Source organism: Desulfovibrio sp. (assembly GCF_034006445.1).
Classification (GTDB): domain Bacteria; phylum Desulfobacterota; class Desulfovibrionia; order Desulfovibrionales; family Desulfovibrionaceae; genus Desulfovibrio.
Map to the genome: position 1 here is coordinate 75,119 of NZ_JAVESS010000009.1, position 21,312 is coordinate 96,430.

The 21,312-nt window shown below is 57.8% G+C and carries 16 protein-coding genes and 1 tRNA gene; 13 read left to right on the forward strand and 4 right to left on the reverse strand.

Annotated features, from left to right (window positions below):
* Positions 1 to 199: 199 nt before the first annotated feature.
* From RBR41_RS09360 to RBR41_RS09385, 6 genes are all read left to right on the forward strand, one after another.
* Positions 200 to 283: transfer RNA gene (locus RBR41_RS09360), tRNA-Leu, on the forward strand.
* A 28-nt stretch (positions 284 to 311) separates the two neighbouring features.
* The gene (gene tig, locus RBR41_RS09365; protein ID WP_320352296.1) at positions 312 to 1,664 is read left to right on the forward strand and encodes a trigger factor; all 1,353 of its coding nucleotides are present in this window, start codon (positions 312 to 314) and stop codon (positions 1,662 to 1,664) included.
* Positions 1,665 to 1,767: 103 nt separating this feature from the next.
* The gene (gene clpP / locus RBR41_RS09370; protein WP_179979709.1) at positions 1,768 to 2,376 is read left to right on the forward strand and encodes an ATP-dependent Clp endopeptidase proteolytic subunit ClpP; all 609 of its coding nucleotides are present in this window, start codon (positions 1,768 to 1,770) and stop codon (positions 2,374 to 2,376) included.
* 1 nt (position 2,377) lies between these two features.
* Positions 2,378 to 3,676, forward strand: a complete 1,299-nt coding sequence (clpX, locus tag RBR41_RS09375; RefSeq protein WP_320352297.1) for an ATP-dependent Clp protease ATP-binding subunit ClpX — start codon at positions 2,378 to 2,380, stop codon at positions 3,674 to 3,676.
* A 193-nt stretch (positions 3,677 to 3,869) separates the two neighbouring features.
* A complete protein-coding gene (gene lon, locus RBR41_RS09380) occupies positions 3,870 to 6,311 on the forward strand; it encodes an endopeptidase La (RefSeq protein ID WP_320352298.1) in 2,442 nt (813 codons plus the stop codon).
* Between the two features lie 689 nt (positions 6,312 to 7,000).
* Entirely contained in the window at positions 7,001 to 7,423 is a 423-nt protein-coding gene (locus tag RBR41_RS09385; RefSeq protein ID WP_320352299.1) for a hypothetical protein, read from the forward strand.
* A 234-nt stretch (positions 7,424 to 7,657) separates the two neighbouring features.
* On the opposite strand, the gene trpB is transcribed toward RBR41_RS09385, so the two are convergent.
* Entirely contained in the window at positions 7,658 to 8,869 is a 1,212-nt protein-coding gene (gene trpB / locus RBR41_RS09390; protein WP_320352300.1) for a tryptophan synthase subunit beta, read from the reverse strand.
* 463 nt (positions 8,870 to 9,332) lie between these two features.
* On the opposite strand from trpB, the gene RBR41_RS09395 reads away from it, so the two are divergent.
* Complete coding sequence (locus RBR41_RS09395) at positions 9,333 to 10,136, forward strand: FAD-dependent thymidylate synthase (RefSeq protein ID WP_320352301.1); 804 nt, start codon at positions 9,333 to 9,335, stop codon at positions 10,134 to 10,136.
* 429 nt (positions 10,137 to 10,565) lie between these two features.
* Here the strand turns inward: RBR41_RS09395 and RBR41_RS09400 are convergent, their stop codons facing one another.
* On the reverse strand, positions 10,566 to 11,876 hold the full coding sequence (locus RBR41_RS09400; protein ID WP_320352302.1) for an O-antigen ligase family protein: 1,311 nt from the start codon (positions 11,874 to 11,876) through the stop codon (positions 10,566 to 10,568).
* A 148-nt stretch (positions 11,877 to 12,024) separates the two neighbouring features.
* On the opposite strand from RBR41_RS09400, the gene RBR41_RS09405 reads away from it, so the two are divergent.
* The 6 genes from RBR41_RS09405 (at position 12,025) to RBR41_RS09430 (ending at position 17,583) form a co-directional block, all read left to right on the forward strand.
* Positions 12,025 to 12,741 (forward strand): NYN domain-containing protein, encoded by a 717-nt coding sequence (locus tag RBR41_RS09405; protein ID WP_320352303.1) that lies wholly within the window; start codon positions 12,025 to 12,027, stop codon positions 12,739 to 12,741.
* A 234-nt stretch (positions 12,742 to 12,975) separates the two neighbouring features.
* Positions 12,976 to 13,719 carry a basic amino acid ABC transporter substrate-binding protein gene (locus RBR41_RS09410; RefSeq protein WP_320352304.1) on the forward strand — a complete coding sequence of 248 codons (744 nt, stop codon included), beginning with the start codon at positions 12,976 to 12,978 and terminating at the stop codon, positions 13,717 to 13,719.
* 60 nt (positions 13,720 to 13,779) lie between these two features.
* The gene (locus RBR41_RS09415) at positions 13,780 to 14,523 is read left to right on the forward strand and encodes a basic amino acid ABC transporter substrate-binding protein (protein WP_320352305.1); all 744 of its coding nucleotides are present in this window, start codon (positions 13,780 to 13,782) and stop codon (positions 14,521 to 14,523) included.
* An 82-nt stretch (positions 14,524 to 14,605) separates the two neighbouring features.
* The gene (locus tag RBR41_RS09420) at positions 14,606 to 15,406 is read left to right on the forward strand and encodes an amino acid ABC transporter permease (protein WP_320352306.1); all 801 of its coding nucleotides are present in this window, start codon (positions 14,606 to 14,608) and stop codon (positions 15,404 to 15,406) included.
* Positions 15,393 to 16,142 (forward strand): amino acid ABC transporter ATP-binding protein, encoded by a 750-nt coding sequence (locus tag RBR41_RS09425; protein WP_291303321.1) that lies wholly within the window; start codon positions 15,393 to 15,395, stop codon positions 16,140 to 16,142. The genes RBR41_RS09420 and RBR41_RS09425 overlap by 14 nt, the downstream gene beginning before the upstream one ends.
* 262 nt (positions 16,143 to 16,404) lie before the next feature.
* Positions 16,405 to 17,583 carry a tRNA-specific 2-thiouridylase gene (locus RBR41_RS09430; protein WP_320352307.1) on the forward strand — a complete coding sequence of 393 codons (1,179 nt, stop codon included), beginning with the start codon at positions 16,405 to 16,407 and terminating at the stop codon, positions 17,581 to 17,583.
* A gap of 581 nt (positions 17,584 to 18,164) precedes the next feature.
* Here the strand turns inward: RBR41_RS09430 and RBR41_RS09435 are convergent.
* Positions 18,165 to 19,199: a DUF3298 and DUF4163 domain-containing protein gene (locus RBR41_RS09435; RefSeq protein WP_320352308.1), complete on the reverse strand. Its 1,035-nt coding sequence runs from the start codon at positions 19,197 to 19,199 to the stop codon at positions 18,165 to 18,167.
* A 534-nt stretch (positions 19,200 to 19,733) separates the two neighbouring features.
* The gene (locus tag RBR41_RS09440; protein WP_320352309.1) at positions 19,734 to 20,954 is read right to left on the reverse strand and encodes a sodium:calcium antiporter; all 1,221 of its coding nucleotides are present in this window, start codon (positions 20,952 to 20,954) and stop codon (positions 19,734 to 19,736) included.
* Between the last annotated feature and the right edge of the window lie 358 nt (positions 20,955 to 21,312).

Here is a 21,312-nt window from a genome sequence, read left to right on the forward strand (position 1 = left end):
CGCGGCTGTGGCGCGCGCTTCAGGAGCGTGCCTGCCGCTTTTTTTTGCTTTGCCTGTTGCCATTGTTTTGGATGACATTAGTATTTAAGAGTTACGTTTTTGGCACCGATTCCACACGCGCCGCCACGCGTCTCGCACTTCCGGCGGAGCAGGTCGCGGCTTGCGGGCCGGGCGCAAGTGTGCTATGGAAACACGCTTTGCGAGAGTGGCGGAATTGGTAGACGCACTGGACTTAGAATCCAGCACCATAGGTATGGGGGTTCAAGTCCCCCCTCTCGCACCATCACGTCCACCCATAAAAGGAGCCCCTCGTGGAATATAGCGCTGAAGATATCTCGCCGGTTAGAAAAAAGGTCGTCATCACCACGGAACCCCAGGAAGTCGAAGCCGCCATTATGGGGGCGGTCGCCCTGTATAAAACCTCCGTGCAGGTTGACGGTTTCCGCAAGGGCAAAGTCCCGGCCTCGGTTATTGAACAGCGCTTCCGCGACAAGATCTATGAAGAGGCCCGCCAGGACCTCATCAATGTGCACATCAATGACGTGATGCAGAAGCTCGACGTCTCGCCGCTTTCCGGCCTTGATGTGGACACGCCCGACACCTTTGATCGCGGCAAGGGCTTCTCGTACACCATCGAATTTGAAGTTCTGCCCACCTTTGACGTGCCCCCCTACGAAGGTATGGATGTGGAGCAGGAAAAAGTGGTGCTGGACGAAAAAGAAGTGCAGGACGTGATTGATCGCATCCTGCGCGACCGCGCCGAGCTTGTGCCCGTGGACGGCGCAGGCCCCGCCGTGGACGGCCAGATAGCCACCGTTGACTTTGCCGCCTTTGATAACGGCGAGCCCATTGAAGGCGTCAAGGCTGAAAGCTTTGACCTGGCCCTTGGTGAACGTCAGGCTCTGGAAGATTTTGAAGCCCTGGTCAAGACCGTGAAGTACGGCGAAGAAGGCGAAGGCGAAATCCGTTTTCCCGATGATTTTCTTGCCAAGGATCTGGCGGGCAAGACCGTGACCATGAAGGTCAAGGTGCACGCCATCAAGGAACGCAAGCTGCCCGAACTCAACGACGAGCTTGCCAAGACCCTTGGCCTCGAAAGCGTGGACAAGCTGAAAGAAACCATTGCCAACAGCTACATCCAGAGCCGTACCAATCTGAGCAAGAGCATGGCGCAGAAAAACCTGCTGGACGCCCTGCTCAAGATGGTGCAGTTTGAATTACCCCCCAGCCTTGTGGAAACCCAGATGAACACACTGCTGGGCGACATGGCCGCCAGGCTGGAGCGTCAGGGCCGCAGCCTGGAAAGCCTTGGCAAGAGCATGGAAGAACTTCGTAAAGAAACCCAGCCCCAGGCCGATGAGCTGGCCCGCTCCCAGGTTCTGCTGCTTTCCATCGCCAAGAAGGAAGGGCTGGACGTTACCGACCACGAAGTCACCACACAGATTTACCAGCTTGCCATGCGCACTGGCGAAGATTTCAAGTCCCTGCGCGAGCAGTACGAACGCTCGGGCATGATCTTCGTGCTGCGTGATCGCATGCTGGCCGACAAGGCCATGGATATTGTATACGCCAAGGCCAATGTCAAAGAAGTGGAGCCAAAAGGCCCCGACGCCGCGCCAGACGCATCCGCCAGCGCTCAGCCCGGCGACAAGGAAGACAAATAAGAATAAGGGAAGGCGGCCCTAAGGCCGCCTTTTGCTTTTTTTGCGGCCCGGGTGTTTACCGGGCTGCCATATCCGGCCCTTGAGGCCATGTAGTGAGGCTCACATGTCGCTAGTTCCTATGGTTATTGAAACCACTGGCCGTTCCGAACGCGCCTATGATATCTACTCGCGCCTGCTCAAGGACCGCATCGTTCTGCTGGGTTCCGAGGTCAACGACACCGTGGCCTCGCTCATCTGCGCGCAGCTGCTTTTCCTTGAATCGCAGGACCCGGAAAAAGAAATCAATCTTTACATCAACTCCCCTGGCGGATCGGTTACTGCCGGTCTTGCCATTTATGATACCATGCGCTTCATTTCAGCGCCTGTTTCCACAGTGTGCATGGGTCGGGCGGCCAGCATGGGCGCCTTCCTTCTGGCCGCAGGCAAGCCTGGCATGCGCTTTGCCCTGCCCAACAGCCAGATCATGATCCATCAGCCCTCGGCGGGCTATCAGGGGCAGGCCACGGATATTGAAATCCATGCCCGTGAGGTGCTCCGCCTCAAGGAACGCCTCAACCGCATGCTTGCCGAACATACCGGCCGCCCCTTCAAGGATATCGTCAAGGCGACCGAACGCGATAACTTTTTGACTCCTGAAGAAGCCAGAGATCTGGGCATCATTGACCGCGTGCTGACTTCGCGCCACGAGATGGCTCAGGAAAAGAGCGAATAATATGGCCAAGAACGACAAACCCACGGTCAGCGAACCTTTGACCTGCTCCTTTTGCGGGCGCAGCGAGCTTGAGGTGCGCAACCTTATCGTGCAGGACGGCGCAAGCATCTGCGACAAGTGCGTCAAAGCCTGCAACGACATCATCGCGCGCGATCAGGTGGAAAGCACCGAGGGCGACGAGCGCCTGCTGTCGCCGCAGGAAATCAAGGACAGACTTGACCAGTACGTCATCGGACAGCACGAGGCCAAAAAGATTCTTTCCGTGGCTGTGCACAACCACTACAAGCGCGTGTTCTACGCTGACGCCCTGGGCGATGACGGCGTGGAGCTTGAAAAAAGCAATATCCTGCTGGTCGGGCCTTCGGGCAGCGGCAAAACCCTGCTGGCCAAAACCCTGGCCCGCGTGTTGCGCGTGCCCTTTGCCATTGCCGACGCCACAACCCTGACGGAAGCCGGGTATGTGGGCGAAGATGTGGAAAACATTCTGGTGCAGCTTCTCCAGAATGCGGACTACGATCTTGAAGCCGCCAGCAAGGGCATCATTTATGTGGACGAAATCGACAAGATTTCCCGCAAGGGCGACGGCCCGTCCATTACGCGCGACGTGTCGGGCGAGGGCGTGCAGCAGGCCCTGCTGAAAATCATTGAAGGCACCGAGGCCAACATTCCGCCCAAGGGGGGCCGCAAGCACCCGCAGCAGGAATTCATCCGCATGAACACGAACAACATCCTGTTCATCGTGGGCGGCGCCTTTGTGGGGCTGGACAAGATTGTTGAATCGCGCATGAGCGGCGGGGCCATGGGCTTTGGCGCCAAGGTGCGCGCCAGCAAGGAAATGCCCCTGAGCGAACTGCTGGACAGGATTCACCCGCAGGATCTGGTGAAGTTCGGCCTTATTCCCGAATTTGTGGGCCGCATACCCATCATCACCCATGTGGATGAACTGGACGAAGCTGATCTCGTGCGTATTCTCACGGAACCCAAAAACGCCCTGGTGCGTCAGTACCAGAAGCTGTTCGGGTTCGAGAACGTGACCCTGCGGTTTACGCCCAACTCCCTCAAGGCCATTGCCGCCAAGGCCATTGAGCGCAAAACCGGCGCGCGCGGTCTGCGCAACGTGATGGAACGCACCATGCTCGACATCATGTTCAAGCTGCCCTCCATGCCCAACGTGCGTGAATGCCTTATCAATCAGGCCGTCATTGACAAGGGCAAGGAACCTGTGCTGCTGTTCGGCGAGGCTGGCGAAAGCCCGGCCACAAAGGGCGGCCAGGCGCAGGCCAGCGGCAACTCCGCGTAAAGCCGCCTGATCCCGGCCCATATGCTGTTACGGGCGCGTGCTGTGGCACGTCGCCCGGCAGCCACATCTCTGCATCTCTGCGCGAATTTTTTTAAAGTTCGCGCAGAGCAGTTTACCATTATCGGTAAAACTGCTCTAATCTCCCAGGTTCGGGGCCCATTTGCGCCCCAATATGGCCTTTCAGGGGAAAACTATGACTGAATCCGAACGCGGCACTGTAAAATACGTGGATCTGCCCATCATGCCTTTGCGCGAGGTGGTCATGTTTCCGCGTTCCATCATGCCGCTTTTTGTAGGGCGTGAAGCCTCCATCAAAGCTATAGAGGCCGCGCAGGCCAGCTTCAGCAAGCAGATTTTTCTGGTCGCCCAGCTAGAGCCGGAACTGGAAAAACCCGACGCTTCGGATCTTGCCCCCGTGGGCGTGGTCAGCAAGGTTCTTCAGATGCTGCGCCTGCCCGACGGCACCATCAAGGTGCTTTTTGAGGGCATGTACCGCGCCAACTGGAACGATTTGCGCGATGACGAGCAGTGCGCCATGGTGCGCGTGAGCCGTCGCAACGAGTGGCAGAGCCGCCCCGATGAGCGTGAGGCCCTGGTGCGCGCCGTGCATGAAGCGCTGGAAGAATTTGCCAAGAACAACAAAAAGCTCTCGCAGGAATCCGTGCTTTCCATGATGGCTCTGCACGATTCCGGCTCGCTGGCCGACGCCATCATCCCCAATCTCAAGGTGGACTACCGCAAAAAGCAGGAAGCCCTTGAACTGGACGACGTGACCGAACGTCTGGAACTTGCCTACGAGATGCTGCACGGCGAAGTTGCGCTGGCCTCTGTGGAAAAGCGCATCAAGAACCGCGTCAAGGTGCAGATGGAGCGCAACCAGCGCGAATACTATCTGAACGAGCAGATCAAGGCCATCAACAAGGAAATGGGGCGCGACGACGATCCCATGGCCGAAGTGGACGAGATCGAGCAGAAGATCAAGGACCGCGACATGCCCGAAGAGGCGCGTCAGAAGGCCCTTGCAGAAGCCAAGAAGCTGCGCAGCATGCCGCCATCGGCCGCCGAATATACGGTGGTGCGCAATTACGTGGACTGGATCCTCGACCTGCCCTGGAATGACCTCAAACAGATAGATATTGATATCGAAAAGGCGCGCGCCATTCTTGACGGCGACCACTACGGCCTGGAAAAACCCAAGGAGCGCATCCTTGAGTATCTGGCCGTGCAGAAGCTTTCGCACGGGCTCAAGGGCCCCATTCTCTGCCTTGTGGGCCCCCCCGGCGTGGGCAAGACGTCGCTGGCCAAATCCGTGGCCAGAGCCACGGGGCGCGATTTTGTGCGCCTGTCGCTGGGCGGCGTGCGCGATGAAGCCGAAATCCGCGGGCACCGTCGCACCTATGTGGGGGCGCTGCCGGGCAAGATCATCCAGTCACTCAAGAGGGTGAAGTACAATAACCCCCTGTTCTGCCTGGATGAAGTGGACAAGATGACCTCCGACTACCGAGGGGATCCCTCCTCGGCCCTGCTGGAGGTTCTGGATCCGGAACAGAACCACACCTTTATGGATCACTATCTGGACCTGGAATACGATCTGTCCAAGATATTCTTCATAACCACGGCCAACTCGCTGCACACCATTCCCGTGCCCTTGCTGGACCGCATGGAGATCATCGAGCTCAACAGCTACCTTGAGACGGAAAAACGCCACATAGCCCGGCATTTTCTCCTGCCGCGCCAGATTGAGGAGCACGGCCTCAAGGAAAGCAATATCCGCGTGTCGGACAATGCCATCCTTGAGATCATCCGTTCCTACACCCGCGAGGCCGGTGTGCGTAACCTTGAGCGCGAAATTGCCGCCCTGTGCCGCAAAACCGCCATCAAGCTTGTGGAAGAGGACAACCTGGACAAGTGCGTCAATATTTCGCGCCAGAGCCTGCCCTCCATTCTGGGCGTCAAAAAATACCGGCATGACGAACGCGAGGCCGAGCCGCAGGTGGGCGTGTGCGCCGGGCTTGCCTACAACCAGCGCGGCGGCGAAATACTGCTGGTGGAAACCACCCTCATGGCCGGTTCCGGCCACGTGGTCACCACGGGCAAACTGGGCGAAGTCATGACCGAGTCGGCCAAGGCCGCGCTTTCCTATGTGCGTTCGCGGGCCGAAGTGCTTGGGCTTGATACCCGCTTCCACCGCAAGGTGGACATCCACGTCCATGTGCCCTCCGGGGCCACACCCAAGGATGGCCCCTCGGCTGGCATCACCCTGGCCACGTCCATCACGTCGGCCCTGCTGGGCATACCCGTGCGCAACGACGTGGCCATGACAGGTGAAATATCCCTGCGTGGGCGCGTGCTGCCCATTGGCGGCCTGCGTGAAAAGCTGCTGGCCGCGCGCCGCAGCGGCATCAAAAAGGTGCTCATGCCCCGCGACAACGAAAAAGACCTCAAGGAAGTGCCCGATGAGGTGCTGAAAGACCTTGAAATCGTTTTTGTGGATCATGTGGACGAAGTGCTGCCTCAGGCCCTGGACGCCAGCGCGGAGGAGATTTTCTCCGGTCGTGCGACGGCCCAGCCCATTTGCCGCATCCTGCGCCCCGAAAAGCACGAAGACGAAACCAAAAAACAACCCGCGCAATAGCGCCGGGTACGTTGCGATACTTTGTGGAGAGGGGTGAAATACTTTGTGGGGGAGGGACCCTTTTGTAAAAGGGTCTCCTCCCCCACGCCCCCACCCCCTAAAACTTTTATCGTAAGTTAGGCATGTTACCGTTGAAAAAGGGTAACTGTTTTAGCGCCAGACAATAATAGAAACGCATAAACCCGCCATTGGCGGGTTTATGCGTTGATGGGTATATGCGCCGGATTGGAGCCGCGCCGCTGCCGCCGGGCAGGAGACGCACTTTTGCCGCCAGACAGGAGACGCACCGCTGCCGCCGGACAGGAGACGCACCGCTGCCGCCGGATTGGAGCCGCGCCGCTGCCGCCGGGCAGGAGACGCGCCGTTGCCGCCAGATAGGAGGCAGCCGTTGCCGCCAGACAGGAGACGCGCCGCTGCCGCCAGACAGGAGACGCACCGCTGCCGCCGGGCAGGAGACGCACTTTTGCCGCCAGATAGGAGGCAGCCGTTGCCGCCAGACAGGATGGACGAGCTCGGGGCTTTTGCAGGGGGGAATATGGGCAGGCAATGTCGTCAATGGTCTGACAAGGTGACAGTAATCGTATATAACTTACTTAAATTTAATAATAAAAGTTTTCTGGCAAGACCTTTGCAAACAAAGGGCACGACAGCGTCATCATTGTGCATCCCATTGTTTCTGGAGGTCCGGCATGTTTTTTTTACTCGGTGGTCAGGAAAAAAAGGCTCGCAAAGCTGAAAAGCAGGCGCGTGTGTCAGACGCCACCGCGCGTATTCGTGAAGTGTTTCTGGCCGGGCGATTCCCCGTGGTGACCACGCATCAGGTGGAAGGGCGGCGTATTGCCAAGGTGCTGGGGCTCGTGTGCTGCCGGGGTTTTGACTCCGAGGAAGCTTTTTTCGGCATGGCGGCGCGCGCCATGAACAAAGGCGCGCAGGCCATCGTGGGCTACAATGAAAACGTCGCCTTTCACCCGGACGGCAGCAAGTATTTTTCCTGCTTTGGCACGGCGGTCATGTTTGAATATGACCCCGCTGATCCGGAAGCGTTGCCCATCATGTTGCAGCACAAATTCAGGGCGCAGGAACAGCTTTCGGCGATCAATGAAGTTATTTAGAAAAGTCTCAGAGTAGGGCGGCTTCACGTTGAAGCTGTTCTGGCGGTTGCGGCGCAGACGCTTGCGGGTCGTGCGCGTAACATTGCCGCGTATAGTTCACATTGGGCTGTCCCTTTGTTCAGGTGTTTCAGCCCATAAGCCTCAGGCGTGTGCCCGCCAGAAGGCCAGCAAAAGCCCCCGTCCACTGGACGGGGGCTTTTGCGTTATCGATCTGTCCCCTTGCGGGAAAAGAACCTATATTTCGCCTTTTTCCATCATTTCGGCTACCTGGGCCACGTCCTTGTCGCCACGGCCAGACAAATTGACCAGCAGTATGGCGGTGTCGGGCATGGCAGGGGCCATCTTCATGGCCTGTGCCAGAGCGTGCGAAGACTCAAGCGCGGGAATGATGCCTTCACTCCTGGACAGGGCAAAAAAGGCGTCCAGGGCTTCCTTGTCCGTAATGCTGACGTATTCGGCGCGTCCCGCGTCCTTGAGCATGGAATGCTCAGGCCCAACGGAAGGGTAGTCCAGCCCGGCGGAGATGGAATACACCGCCGCGGCGTCGCCCTTTTCGTCCTTGAGCATATAGGAGTTGAAGCCGTGCAGCACCCCTGGCTCGCCAAGGCAGAGCGAAGCGGCGTGCTGGCCGTATTCCTTGCCCACCCCTCCGGGTTCCACGCCAATGAGGCGCACGTCCGCGTCGTCCAGAAAGCCGGAAAAAATGCCGATGGCATTGGAGCCGCCGCCCACGCAGGCCAGGACAGCGTCAGGCAGGCGGCCACTGGTTTCAAGCATCTGGGCGCGGGCTTCACTGCCCACGATGGCCTGGAACTGCCGCACCATAAAAGGGTAGGGGTGCGGGCCCACGGCCGAGCCGAGCACGTAGAACATTTCATCGTCAGCTACCCACAGCCCCAGAGCTTCGTCCACGGCTTCCTTGAGGGTGCGCTGTCCTGACGTGGCGGCAACCACTTTGGCTCCGAGCATGCGCATGCGGATGACGTTGAGGCGCTGGCGCTCCATGTCCACCTCGCCCATGCAGATGGTGCACTCGAGCCCCATCAGGGCCGCGGTGGCCGCAGTGGCCACGCCATGCTGCCCCGCACCGGTTTCAGCGATGACGCGCGTTTTCCCCATTCTTTTGGCCAGCAGGCACTGCCCAAGGGTGTTGTTGATTTTGTGCGCGCCAAGATGGTTGAGGTCTTCGCGTTTAAGCCATATCTGCGCGCCGCCAAGCGCGCGGCTCAGGTTGGCGCAGTGAAAAACCGGGCTGGGGCGGCCTGTATAATGAAGAAAAAGGTCGTCCAGTTCGCGCAGAAATCCGGGATCGGCCAGGGCAGCCTCCATGGCCGCAGTCAGCTCGTCCAGGCGGGCCTTGACGGAATCAGGAACAAACTGGCCGCCGTAAGCGCCGAAAAAACCGCTGCTGTCCGGTTTGCCATGTGGGGCGGAATGCTGGCTCATGTACTCTCCTTGCTGTAAGAAAACACTGATTAAGGAGCCTCTTGGAAACGCGCTGGTATTTCCTTTGGCAAGGCGCGATCTTTTTTTGAAGCAGAGTGGACTCTTCCGTCCTCGACTGTTTCAAAAAAAGGGAAGCAAAGCCGCCAAACGGAATAAATCAGCGTTTCCCCAAAGCTCATGGGTGCGTAGTTGTGTCGCCGTCATTGTACCGCTGTCAGGGCAAGGCACGCAGAAGTGCAGCCTGTCGGCCACGGCAGGTGCTTGTCCCGAAAACGGTAAACGCCGGAAAACGGTTCTCACTCTGGCTTTTTGGGCCTGCTGTGTCAAGATATGCGCTGGCGCTGGCATCTTGCGACTTTGATAGCAACCGCCACGAACTTGTGATTTTGAGCGCTGTCTTGCCGCTGAAAGCGGTTTCGCTTATGCTTGTCAGGGCGGCGGTAGTCCGCGCCAGGGAGGTCTAATGCTGGACGAAAAATTTACTGGCAACGGCAAAGTGGTGCTGCTGGGCGGCGGCGGAAAAATCTATACGGACGTCGCGGCCCGTTTTGTGCGCAGCGAGCGTGAACTTGAAGACATCGTGGCCTCGCCTTATTCCAAAAAAATCGTTGAGAATATCCTGTCGTCCGGACACCGGGCTGCGCTGGAATTTGATTTTTTCATCTTCGGCCTTGAGGGATATTCGCGCGTGACGGAAACCCAGCTTGTGCGCAAGCGCCTGGCCTCCTATCTTATCAAGTCCGGCCGGGCAGAACTGGGCGGAAAACGCCGGTATTCAGTGGTGTATCCGCGTAATGCGGCGGAATTTACCGCGCAGGTGACCCTGCCCGACGGCGGCACTGTCAATCTGAGCGGGCGCGATCTGGCCGATCTTGGCCGCCAGTGGTACGATGCCGGGCTCGATGCCGGGCTGCCCGAAGAAGATCTGCGCTATCTGAAGCCCCAGGCCACGGAATTCAAGGCCATTGTGGGCATGAACGCCCACGCCCTGCTGGACTGGTTTTCCATCCGCTGTTGCCGCAACGCCCAATACGAGATCAGGCATCTTGCGTGGCAGATGCTGAACCTGTGCCGCAAGGCTGCCCCCGACCTTTTTGCCGGTGCAGGCCCCAATTGCGTGCAGATGGGCTACTGCCCTGAAAACGCGCTCCAGAATGCGCGGTGTAGGGGCCGCATCATCACCAAGGACGAGGCCATGGCGCTGTTGCGCGCCAACAGGAATGCCGAGGGAACACCTCCCGCTGCCGACGAATTTGTCGGAGAGTGAGTTTTTCGGCGCAAATGTGCTCACCTGTTGTGCAGGGCGCTTCGTGCGCAACGCCCTGTGGCCCGTTTCTCATAAAGGCCCTGGCCGTGAGCCGGGGCAGCCACCCGTAAGGGCCTCTTCAGCCTGAACTGCCCTGGCGTTTGCGCGGGCCGCCGCCGCACTCGCCGCCTGATTGAAAAAGCGGAGCCGGAACCCGTGTTCCGGCCCCGCCGTGATATCCGCGAGCGGTGTTTTGCGTAGGCCTACGCTTGTGATGGGGTCGTACCCTTTCCCGATGTTTCTAGAGCAGATCAACTTTGAAATGCTTCACATTTCAAAGTTTTCATTCAGCCGAAAAATGCGATTTGCGGCTGAATCCACGCCACGTTGTGGCGCGCGGTACTTTCGTACAGCGTTAGAGTATTTACACTTTTTCAAAGTTGAAATGCTCTATGGGGCTGGCCGGGCCGTTTCTTCTGATGACGGGCCATTGACGACCGCGCCTATCATGACGCCCAGATGCCCCATGGCAAGGGCCAGCCACCAGACGCGATAGAAGTCGTGTCCAAAGATGCCGTTAAACAGCCATGCCACAAAGCCTATCCAGAACCATGCCGTCATGCGCCAGTAAATGCCCGTTCTTCCGTAAGCGCGCTCGGCCAGAAGTTGCGGCCGGATGCGTTGATAGCCCCACCAACTGAAGCCCAGCAGAAAGATCATGCCGAACGTGAAGCCCACCAGACCGTGCGCGTACAGCATGTCAAGGTAGAGGTTGTGCGGATGGCTGATAGTGATAAGGTCTTTTTCCGGCGTGAGACCAAGAGCGCGAAAGGCTGCATTATACTGTCCGGCTCCGGACCCGAACCACGGGTGTTCGAGAAAGACGCGCCAACCCATCTTCCACAGGCTCCATCTGCCGTCACCCAGCACCTCGTCCATGCCGGCGCGGCCCTGAGCCTGAAGGATCAAAAAAAGGGCCGCACTGGCGTAGAGCAGGCTTTTTATCCGGTTGCCCGTGTCTGCCAGTAAACACCACAGACCCAGAGCCGCTGCAATGGCCAGCGCGCCGCTACGGCTTGCCGCGCCCGCGAGCAGAAAAAACGCGGGCCACAGGGTTGCCGTGTAGAGCAGCAGTGCGGGCAGGCGTGAGAACCACTGACGTAAAATGTACCACAGGCTGAGCGCGGGAATCAGGGCAAGGGCAATGTAGTTGCCCACCTCGTAATCGTCAAAACTGCCTGTGAGGCGTCCGCAGTTTGGCGGGTAGCCCATAAGAAAATCTTTGCCGGTCAGGGCCTGGTATATGCCGTCCAGCCCCTGCCAGAAAACGGCCAGAACACTGGCCCACACCAGCCGGAGCAGGTCTTTTTCATTGCGCACGCACTCCATGGCGATAAAGGGCAGAATAAAGCCCTTGTTCAGGCCGGAACTGGCATGCAGCAGTGAAGAACCCACGTTGCTGGAAAAGACGACGCCAATAAGAACCATAAGCCCGAAACAGACAAAGAGCGGCCAGGCTCCGAGCCGCCGCAGCACGCTGTTCTGCCAGTTGTGACGGTAGTAGAGGGCAAGAAAAACCAGGCAGACCAGGGGCATGATGTCCCGGATAGCGTAGCCCATAGGAAACGTGACCAGTGAGATCCAGAAGGACCAGAACAGACAGGAAAACCAGCGCTCGGCCGGAGGGGATTGCCGGAAAGCCCCTGCCTGCACACGAAAGGCGTCCAGACGGGCTTTACCGTATTCCAGCAAGTTATACACTGTCCCTCCATACCGAAAAAAAGGTATACGTTTGTAACCTATTTATAATAACTCGCGAGCCCAGGCAATTCAAGTGGGGCAAAAACCTTGCCATCTGATGGCAGGCAAAATATACTAAGCTAATTCGTTAGCTTACTATGAGGACACCATGGCACGATTTACAGGATTTGATGAGGTTTACAGCGCTCTTTATGTTGATTTCGACAATATTTTTACCCGATTCCTTGAAATTGACCCCGAAGCCGCACGGGCTTTTGGTTCCGCGCCCTACCGCTGGGTGCGCTGGATAGAAAATCACGCCTTGCGCATTCTTTATGGTGAAGGCGTACGCCGTCGCATTCTGAAACGCATGTGCTATCTTAATCCGCAGCGATATCAGGAATTTCGCAATTTCTTTATCCGCAGCGCCTTTCAGGTGGTGGACTGTCCGCCACTCACGTCGCGGGGCAAAACCAGCACGGACATCCATCTGGTCATGGACTGCATGGATGATCTTTCACATTCAACCAAGTTTGACGAATTTATCATTCTTTCAGGGGATGCCGATTTTACGCCCCTGCTTATCCGCCTTCAGGAGCATGCCCGCCGCACGCTTGTGCTTTCAGTGGGGTACTCCTCCCCGGCGTATACGGCCGCCGCATCCTGGCGCATCCGCGAAGACTGGTTTTTACAGCAGGCCCTGCGTGACGACCGTGATGACCTTGACGGCGAAGCGGTGTACGCTGCCGGAAAATCGGTTCCCAACGCCTTGCCGCATGCCCGTAAAATCGACGCGGTGGAGAGCAACGGCTACGGCACCCGGCATGAGGATATCCCACTGGATGGGCCGGAAAATACCGATCCCACCCCTGGCAATACGTGGTAGGCGCAGTCTTGCCTACCGCTTTTTGGCAACCCCTGTGCTTGACGCAGGGCGCGCCCAACGCTAAAGAAGAACACGCTCTTTTCTGGCTGCCCGCCCCGTACTGGTGGCACTGCGCATTCCGGTAAAAACGGTCCAATTGTGGTCTGTTTGCCGCATCAGCGGTATGCGGAGCTGGCGTCCCCCCACAGACGCCGTGGGCGGCGGGCTTTGAAGGAAACCATTTTAGGAGGTCCCATGCTTCGCCGAATTGCCCTCGCCATGATTGGTCTCGTCCTTATGTGCAGTCCCGCTTTGGCGGCTGATAAAATCATCATTGCCAGCGACTGCACCTGGCCGCCGATGGAAATGCTTGATGCCAACAAGAAACCCGAAGGCTACTCCACCGACTACCTGCGTGCCATTGGCAAGGCAATAGGGGCGGACATGGAAGTGCGCAACGTGGCCTGGGACGGCATCTTCAGCGGAATAACCACTGGCCAGTACGATGTTGTGGCCTCTTCCGTCACCATTACGCCCGAGCGCCAGCAGCAGTTTGACTTTACCGACCCGTACTATGAAGTGGTGCAGGCCGTGGTCGTGCCCGAAGGCAAGAGCGTCAAGAGTCTTGCCGATCTCAAGGGCAAAAAGGTCGGCGGTCAGATAGGCACCACCGGCATCTTTGTGCTGCGCAAGGCCAACGTGGGCGCCGACATCAAGGAATATGACGATGTGGGCCTGGCCATGCAGGATCTCATGAACAATCGCATTGACGCTGTCATCTGTGACGATCCCGTTGCCATGTACTATGCCAACAAAAAGGCTGACACCGCTGGCAAGCTGAATCTTTCGTTCAAGACCGACGAAAAGGAATACTACGGCTTCACCGTGCGCAAGGGCCGCAAGGAGCTTGTTGAAAAGCTCAACAAGGGCATCAAGCAGGTGAAGGCGTCTGGCGAAGAAGCCAAAATTATTGAAAAATGGATGGGCAAAACCAACTAGCCCATAAAAAGCGCTGCTGATATCCGCCAGCAACGTTTTGTCGCACGTTAAGGAGGTTTCATGATCCGTCGACTTACTCTTGCCCTGCTGACCCTGGCCCTACTTTGCGGTCAGGCAGTGGCCGCCGAAAAATATATTGTGGCCACAGACTGCACCTGGCCCCCCATGGAATATCTTGATGAAAACAAGCAACCCGTGGGCTTTGACGTGGACTTCATCACTGAAGTCGGCAAGGCTGCCGGATTTGAAGTTGATGTGCGCAATATCGCCTGGGACGGTATCTTCGGCGGTGTGGCCACCGGCCAGTACGACATCGTGGCCGCTGCCACCACCATTACGCCCGAACGCCAGAAGCAGTTCGATTTCTCCGATCCTTACTATGAAGTGGCGCAGGCGGTTGTGCTGCCCGCTGGCAAGAGCATCAAGAGCCTTGAAGACCTCAAGGGCAAAAAGGTCGGCGGCCAGATTGGCACCACCGGCGTGTTTGTTGTGCGCAAGTCCGGCGTGCCCGTGGACCTCAAGGAATACGACGATGTGGGCCTGGCCATTCAGGACATGCTCGGCGGACGCATTGACGCCGTCATCTGCGATGACCCTGTTGCCATGTACTACGCCAACAAGAAGGCCGACACCGCTGGCAAGCTGAACCTTTCGTACAAGACCGACGAAAAGGAATACTACGGCTTCACCGTGCGCAAGGGCCGCAAGGACCTTGTTGAAAAGCTGAACAAGGGCATCAAGGCAGTGAAGGCTTCCGGCATTGAAGCAAAGCTGCTTGAAAAGTGGATGGGCGCCTCCAAGTAGTCAGGCTCCGCCGCCATGATTTTACAGGGCGTCCGGGCCGCAAGGCCCGGACGCCGTAGCCGTATTGACCTGAAGGATTGAGATGCACGACAAAAAAGATGGAAGCAAGGGCAATATCATCATGGTCACGGATGGGGCTTCCATCCCTGATCCTCGTGAATGGCGTCTGATAAACGCATGGTCTATTGCTCTGGTAGGGGCCATTTCCACTTTGTTCGCCCTGTGCCTCTGCTGGCCCGAGCCCTATTTGCGGATTTTGCTCTATTTGCCTGACGGCATTTTGATTACCTTTAAGATCACCGTTCTTTCCATATGCTGTGCTGTGCCTCTGGGGCTCTTGACGGGCCTTGGGCGCATTTCAAACAATCGGCTTATCAATCTCATCGCCTCCACCTATGTGGAGGTGATTCGTGGTATCCCGCTGCTGGTACAGATTTTTTATATCTATTATGCGCTTTCGCGTTTTGTGCAGGTCAGCGGCGTTACCTCTGCCGTGGTGGCCATCAGCTTCTGCTACGGCGCGTATATGGGCGAAGTTTTCCGCGCGGGCATCACGGCCATCAACAAAGGGCAGAGTGAAGCGGCCCGTTCGCTGGGCTTCAATGGTTTTCAGACCATGCGCTATGTGGTGCTGCCCCAGGCCATGCGCACCATCCTGCCCCCTGTGGGCAATGAATGCATTGCCATGCTCAAGGATACCTCGCTTGTGTCCATCATGGCCGTGCCGGACATCATGCAGCGGGCCAGAAGCTTCGTGGGCACGACCTACCTCTACTTTGAGACCTATACCGTGGTGGCCCTGCTGTACCTTGTTATCACGCTCATGCTTTCCAAAACCGTGAGCATTATGGAATCCAGGCTGAACTATTATGACGGAAAGTAGCACCACCGCCCCCATTATCACCATTCGCAACGTCTGGAAGTATTTTGACTCGCTGCCCGCGCTGCAGGACGTGAGCCTGGATATCGCGCCCGGCGAGCGCGTGGTCATCATCGGCCCCTCCGGATCGGGCAAGTCAACCCTGTTGCGTTCCATCAACCGGCTGGAAGAGATCGATCAGGGCAAGATCGTGGTCAAGGGTCAGGACATCATGAGCCCTGACAATGACATCAACCTGATCCGCCAGAATCTTGGCATGGTCTTTCAGCAGTTTAACCTGTTCCCCCACAAGACTGTGCTGGAAAACCTGACCCTCGCGCCCATCAAGCTGCGCAAACTTACACGCGAAGAGGCCGAAGCCCGCGCCCTTGGCCTGCTCAAAAAGGTGGGCATCAGCGAGAAGGCCAACGTGTATCCGGCCATGCTCTCCGGTGGCCAGCAGCAGCGCGTGGCCATAGCCCGCGCCCTGGCCATGCAGCCCGCCATCATGCTTTTTGACGAACCCACCTCGGCCCTTGACCCGGAAATGGTGGGCGAAGTGCTGGACGTTATGGTCAAACTGGCGGAAGAAGGCATGACCATGGTCTGCGTTACCCACGAAATGGGCTTTGCCCGCACCGTGGCAGACAGGCTCATCTTTATGGATCAGGGGCAGATTGTGGAGCAGGGCAGACCCGAAACCCTGTTCACGACCCCACGGCATCCCCGCCTGCGCCAGTTCCTCAATCAGATTCTGTAATCGCCGTCAGGCGCTCTTTTGTTGGGGAAAGAAAGCTCTTGCACGCTCGGGCTTTCTTTCCCCAAACCGTATTTTGTTTTTGATCAGTTTTTTTTGAAATGCCTTGTGGGGGAGGGACCCTTTTGTAAAAGGGTCTCCTCCCCCACACCCCCTCCCCCTAAAACTTTTATTGTAGTTCACAATGGCCCAAGAGTTTTCTGGCCTGTTCCCAGATTTCCGCATCATAACAGACGTAAAGTCGAACTGCTTCAAGGATGACAATATGGCCGTGAGCAATACCACCGCTTCTCCCTGCACCGTGGCAGTGGCCGTCAGCGGCGGAGTGGACAGCCTTTGCGCACTTGTCATGCTGCAGCAGGCAGGGCACAAGGTGCTGGCTCTGCACGGTCTTTTTTTGCCGGAAGCCGAGCTTGCTCCGCCGCCCGGCCTTGAAGATGCCTGCGCGGCTCTTGGCGTGCCCCTGCATGTAGCAGACCTGCGCCAGATTTTTCAGCGTGAGGTGCTGGCCCCTTTTGCGGCAGCCTATGCGGCGGGGCGCACGCCCAACCCCTGCGCCCTGTGCAACAGGGCCATCAAGTTCGGGGCCTTGCTGGACGCCGCGCAAAAGCTTGGCGCGCACAAACTGGCCACAGGGCATTATGCGCGGCTTGTGAGCGCGCCGGAAGAAGAGAGCGAATCGCAAGAAACGACGGGGCACACGGCCCACCTGCCCCTGCTGGCCGCCGCACATGACGCGGCCAAGGATCAGAGCTATTTTTTGAGTCTCGTGCCACGGGCGCGGCTGGCGCAGGCCTGCTTTCCCCTGGCTGATCAGGATAAAACCCGCACCCGCGAAATTGTGGCGCAGGCTGGTCTGACTGTGCCCCTGCCCGGTGAGAGTCAGGATATCTGCTTTGCCCCGGCTGTGGGGGCTTCCGCAGATATGGCGTCGGGCGGCGGTTCCGTTTCCGAGGCGTATCGGCCATTTCTTGAGCGCCACTGGCAGGCGGCGTCCATCGCGCCTCCCGGCCCTGGCCCTGTTGTTTTACGGAATGCGGACGGCACACAGCGGGAGATAGCCCGCCATAAGGGCCTCTGGCGCTATACCGAAGGGCAGCGCAAGGGCCTGGGAATAGCCCACAGCGAGCCCCTGTACGTGCTTGCCAAGGATGGCCTTGCCAATACGCTGGTTGTGGGGCCGCGCGCCTTGTTGGGCGTCACCCGCTGCACCACGGGCATCGCCAATGTGGCCTTGCCTATGCGCTGCTGGCCGCATGAAGTTTTGGTGCGTCTGCGCCACAGGCACAGGCCCGCGCCCGCCAGCGTGCGTCTGGATGTGGAGGGCCGCCTTGAAATAGCGTTTGCCGAGCCACAGTTTCCTTCCGCCCCCGGACAGGTCGCCGCTGTCTATGACGCCGCAGGCCGCGTGCTGGCTGCGGGAATAGTGGAATTTATGGAATAGCCCGGTGGGGGAGCGTCTACCCGTAGCGGCCAGAAAATTTCAACGTGTATTGTGTAAAAGGCTCCGTGTGGTTTTGCCGCACGGAGCCTTTTACGTAGCATTGGAACCCCCGCATCAAGCCAGAAAGCATCCTGTGCCACGCTAAACTACTATAAGAGTTTTAGGGGGTGGGGGTGTGGGGGAGGAGACCCTTTTTATAGCATCTAACTTTGAAAAAGTTAGATGCTATAACGCTGCACGAGAGTGCGGCGCGCCACAAAGTGGCGTGGATTCTGTCGGAAATCGCATTTTCGACAGAATGACAACTTTGAAATGTGAAGCATTTCAAAGTTAATCTGGTCTAAAACGGGTCCCTCCCCCACAAAGCATCTTTAAGGAAACGCTGATTTATTCCGTTTGGCGGCGTTGCTTCATTTTTTTTGAAACAGTCGAGGACGGAAGAGTCCACTCCTGCTTCAAAAAAAGATCGCGCCTCGCCAAACGAAATAACTGCGCGTTTCCAGAAGGCTCTTTAATCAGTGCTTTCCGAAAAGCATTTACTGTATCTCTCCTCCACAAGGCCCCCTCAAATACCCGTAGCTCTAGCGGCCCCAGAGGCGCAGCAGGGGGCTGGCCGGCAGGAGCTGATCCAGGGGCATGTCCACCTTTTGTGCTCCAGCGGCCCATGGGGCGACCTGATAGGGCTGAAAATTGATGCGTATGCCCTGCGGGGTCAGGGTCAGGCTGGCGAAGTTTTCCGGCACGGGGTTAAGGCCGGTGCGCAGCATCTGTTCCTGCCGCATGCCGCCCAGGCGGCGTGAAAGTTCCTTGTATGCCCATGTGGACATGAGGTGCAGGGCCGCGTCCGGGTCTTCAAAAAGATCCACCAGGCCCAGGCGCTGCCCTGTGAGCAGGCTGTAGTTCAGGGTCATGACGTCCAGATTGCCGTGGGCCCCACCGGTGTACGTCCATACTTCGAACGTGATGCTGAGGCCAGCGGGGGAGGGCGACGAGACGCTGTACGACCCCCAAAGTTCATATGGCGCTCGCTCGCCGTCGAGTCCCGCTCCTGCCGCGAAGTTGCCGTTGCTGCAGCTTTGCTCAAAAGCGGTGGCGATGCCTGTGACCCATTGGCGTATGTCGCTGTCTATCTGCTTGCTGCCCACAGAGGGGTAGCGGATGTTGATGACAGGGCCGCCGCTCTGGTCGCGGACAAGCTGGTGTTCAATGATGCCGGGCTTGCGCGAGCCGGAAATGATGGCGGCGGCGTTGTCCCGGGCAGATTGATCCTCTGGGGCGGCCTGGTCGCCAGCGTGTTCTCCGGCCTGATTTACGGCGTGTTCCTGCGAGGGCGCACCCGGTTTGACGCTGTCGTCAGAGCGGGCATGCCCCGTGGCTTCCGTGGGGGTGGTGGGCTCATGGGCGGCGCCGGTTTCCGTCAGATCGGCGGTAGCGGTAAATTCCTGGGCCTGAGAGGGAGAGAGGGTCTGCTGACCCGGCATGCGGGCCGCTTCGGCTGCCCGTTCACCGAGCAGCAGCGCCAGCAGAAGAAAAGACAAAAGGCGCGGCATGGATATGATACCTTGATAACCGGTAATGGGTGAAGGCGAAACATTTTGCCGGAGGTAGTATGCCATCTGTGCCTCTGCAGGATCAGGAGCGAAACCGTCTTGCATTTGCCCCGCCGTCACGCCGGGGCCGTATATTGTGCGTTGTTTGCGTTGGTGCGGCCTGGAAAACCGGGCCGCACCAGCGAATGTCGTCAGCGGAAGCAAAAGAGCCGCAAGGTGAAAAAACCGCAAAACCTGAAAGGGAAGCTGCATGGCTTTTCCTCATTTAGAGCAATGTAACTTTGAAAAAGTGTCAATGCTCTAACGCTGCACGAAAGTGCAGCGCGCCACAACGTGGCGTGGATTCAGTCGCAAATCACATTTCCCGGCTGAATGAACACTATGAAATGCTTCCCATTTCAAAGTTAATCTGCTCTAGAGCAGAGAGGCTTTGCGAACGTACATTCTCAATGTTCCAGATACGCCCGTTATGGCGTGTAACAGCGCAGATACACTGCGCCTGCGCCTTCACGGCGAGCGCCTGCTCCCGTATGGCCGAGCAGTTTGGCAAACGTGCTCTCGTCCCTGTCATGCCGCTGTACAGCAGTATACAGGCTTTACTTAAACTTTGAAGCCCTTGCGAAGATCCCATGCCTGACGCCAGTTCTTGATGAGCAGCACAGCCGCCAGCACCAGATACACCTTGGCATAGAAGAAATGCAGCCGCAGGGGATCATGCGGCAGCCCCAGCATGGTTTCAAGCTGTACGTCATACAGGGGCGAAAGCAGTTGCAGGCTGAAGAGCAGAAGCAGCCAGATCGCCTCGCGTACGTGCAGCCGCAGGTCAAGCAGCAAAGCCACGGCAAAAAGCGACTGCCCGGCTGTGAGTAATATTTCCTGAAACTGGTGCGTGTCAAGGTTTATGGAAGGGGAAAAACCGCCTGAAGAGGCCGCGTATACGCCAGGTATCATGCCAACCAGCAGGGTCCATTGATTAAGTTTTGAAGAAAGCAGGCAGCCCAGAGCCAAACCGGCGTTGCCGCGTGAGGCGAACATGAGGGCCACAATAAATTCCGGCGCTTCCGAGGCCAGAGGGGCAATCCACTGGACCAGCAGAAATTCGTTGACGTGCAGCATTTTGCCGCTGGCAATGAGCCCTTCGCTGAACATTTCCGCATTGCCCAAAATCACGATGGCCGCAAACACAAAAATGAGCATCACGCTGCGAAGACGCACTTTTTTGGCCAGACGCGCCAGTACGGCGGCCGGGCCTTCAAGCTCCTCTTCCTCAACGGGGCGGCGCATGATGATGAGTATGTACCAGACGTAGATGCCAAGAAGCACCAGCCCGTCCACCCAGGTAAGGGAACCCTTGAGCGGAATGATAAGCGCATAAATAGTGGCCATGGCCAGAAACAGCACGTCGGTGCGTTTGTCGCTGTGCAGAACCACGGCGGAGTGGAAGCGCCCGGCAAAGATAAGCACGATAGCCGACCACCCCACGCCGATAAGCAGCCTGTTGGCTCCGGTCATGTTGGCAATGGCGTAATGGGAGTAGGAACTTTCGGGGTGCTGACCCGCCATCCAGGTAAAGTACATGTCAACGGCGTATTCGGGCAATACGGCGATAAAGGCCACCACCGCCACGGCCACAGCCTGCGGCATGTCCATCTGGGCCACTTCACAGGCCCAGGTAAGCAGAAACGAGGCTCCAAGAATGGCCATGCCCGCGAGTGCGGTTACAATCAAAGGAGAAATATCGGGCGGTGCGAGATGAAGAGCCAGACCGGGAATGGTCATGAGTACAGCCAGTATATAGGGCCTCAGGGCGCGGATGGTCATAATATGTTGTCTCCTTAAAAAATAAAAAGACCTTGGCACTCTATTGATGCCAAGGTCTCACTAATCGGCGGAACCGACGGCGGCACCAGGCTTAAAGCCATGCTGTTGATGCCGCCCGGGTTTCAAGAACCCAGTTACTCCCCTTGTGCGAGTACGCTATAATCACTGAAGGGCTGTGTCAACATGTGGGCAGAACAACTTTGAGAGCAGGTATTTTTACCGCGAGCGGGGTGCGCGTTTCGGCGTCACGGGTACGCCGTGCCGGGACGCTTTGCGGGGAAGGGATGCTCTGTGGGGGAGGAAATGTTTTGTGGGGGAGGAAATGCTCTGTGGGGGAGGGACCCTTTTGAAAAAGGGT

Coding starts and splice junctions, on each gene's coding strand:
- clpP (WP_179979709.1), top strand. CDS start 1,768: ATGTCGCTAGTTCCTATGGTTATTGAAACCACTGGCCGTTCCGAACGC.
- lon (WP_320352298.1), top strand. CDS start 3,870: ATGACTGAATCCGAACGCGGCACTGTAAAATACGTGGATCTGCCCATC.
- RBR41_RS09420 (WP_320352306.1), top strand. CDS start 14,606: ATGCACGACAAAAAAGATGGAAGCAAGGGCAATATCATCATGGTCACG.
- RBR41_RS09415 (WP_320352305.1), top strand. CDS start 13,780: ATGATCCGTCGACTTACTCTTGCCCTGCTGACCCTGGCCCTACTTTGC.
- RBR41_RS09410 (WP_320352304.1), top strand. CDS start 12,976: ATGCTTCGCCGAATTGCCCTCGCCATGATTGGTCTCGTCCTTATGTGC.
- RBR41_RS09405 (WP_320352303.1), top strand. CDS start 12,025: ATGGCACGATTTACAGGATTTGATGAGGTTTACAGCGCTCTTTATGTT.
- RBR41_RS09425 (WP_291303321.1), top strand. CDS start 15,393: ATGACGGAAAGTAGCACCACCGCCCCCATTATCACCATTCGCAACGTC.
- RBR41_RS09440 (WP_320352309.1), bottom strand. CDS start 20,954: ATGACCATCCGCGCCCTGAGGCCCTATATACTGGCTGTACTCATGACC.
- RBR41_RS09385 (WP_320352299.1), top strand. CDS start 7,001: ATGTTTTTTTTACTCGGTGGTCAGGAAAAAAAGGCTCGCAAAGCTGAA.
- RBR41_RS09395 (WP_320352301.1), top strand. CDS start 9,333: ATGCTGGACGAAAAATTTACTGGCAACGGCAAAGTGGTGCTGCTGGGC.
- RBR41_RS09430 (WP_320352307.1), top strand. CDS start 16,405: ATGGCCGTGAGCAATACCACCGCTTCTCCCTGCACCGTGGCAGTGGCC.
- trpB (WP_320352300.1), bottom strand. CDS start 8,869: ATGAGCCAGCATTCCGCCCCACATGGCAAACCGGACAGCAGCGGTTTT.
- RBR41_RS09435 (WP_320352308.1), bottom strand. CDS start 19,199: ATGGCATACTACCTCCGGCAAAATGTTTCGCCTTCACCCATTACCGGT.
- clpX (WP_320352297.1), top strand. CDS start 2,378: ATGGCCAAGAACGACAAACCCACGGTCAGCGAACCTTTGACCTGCTCC.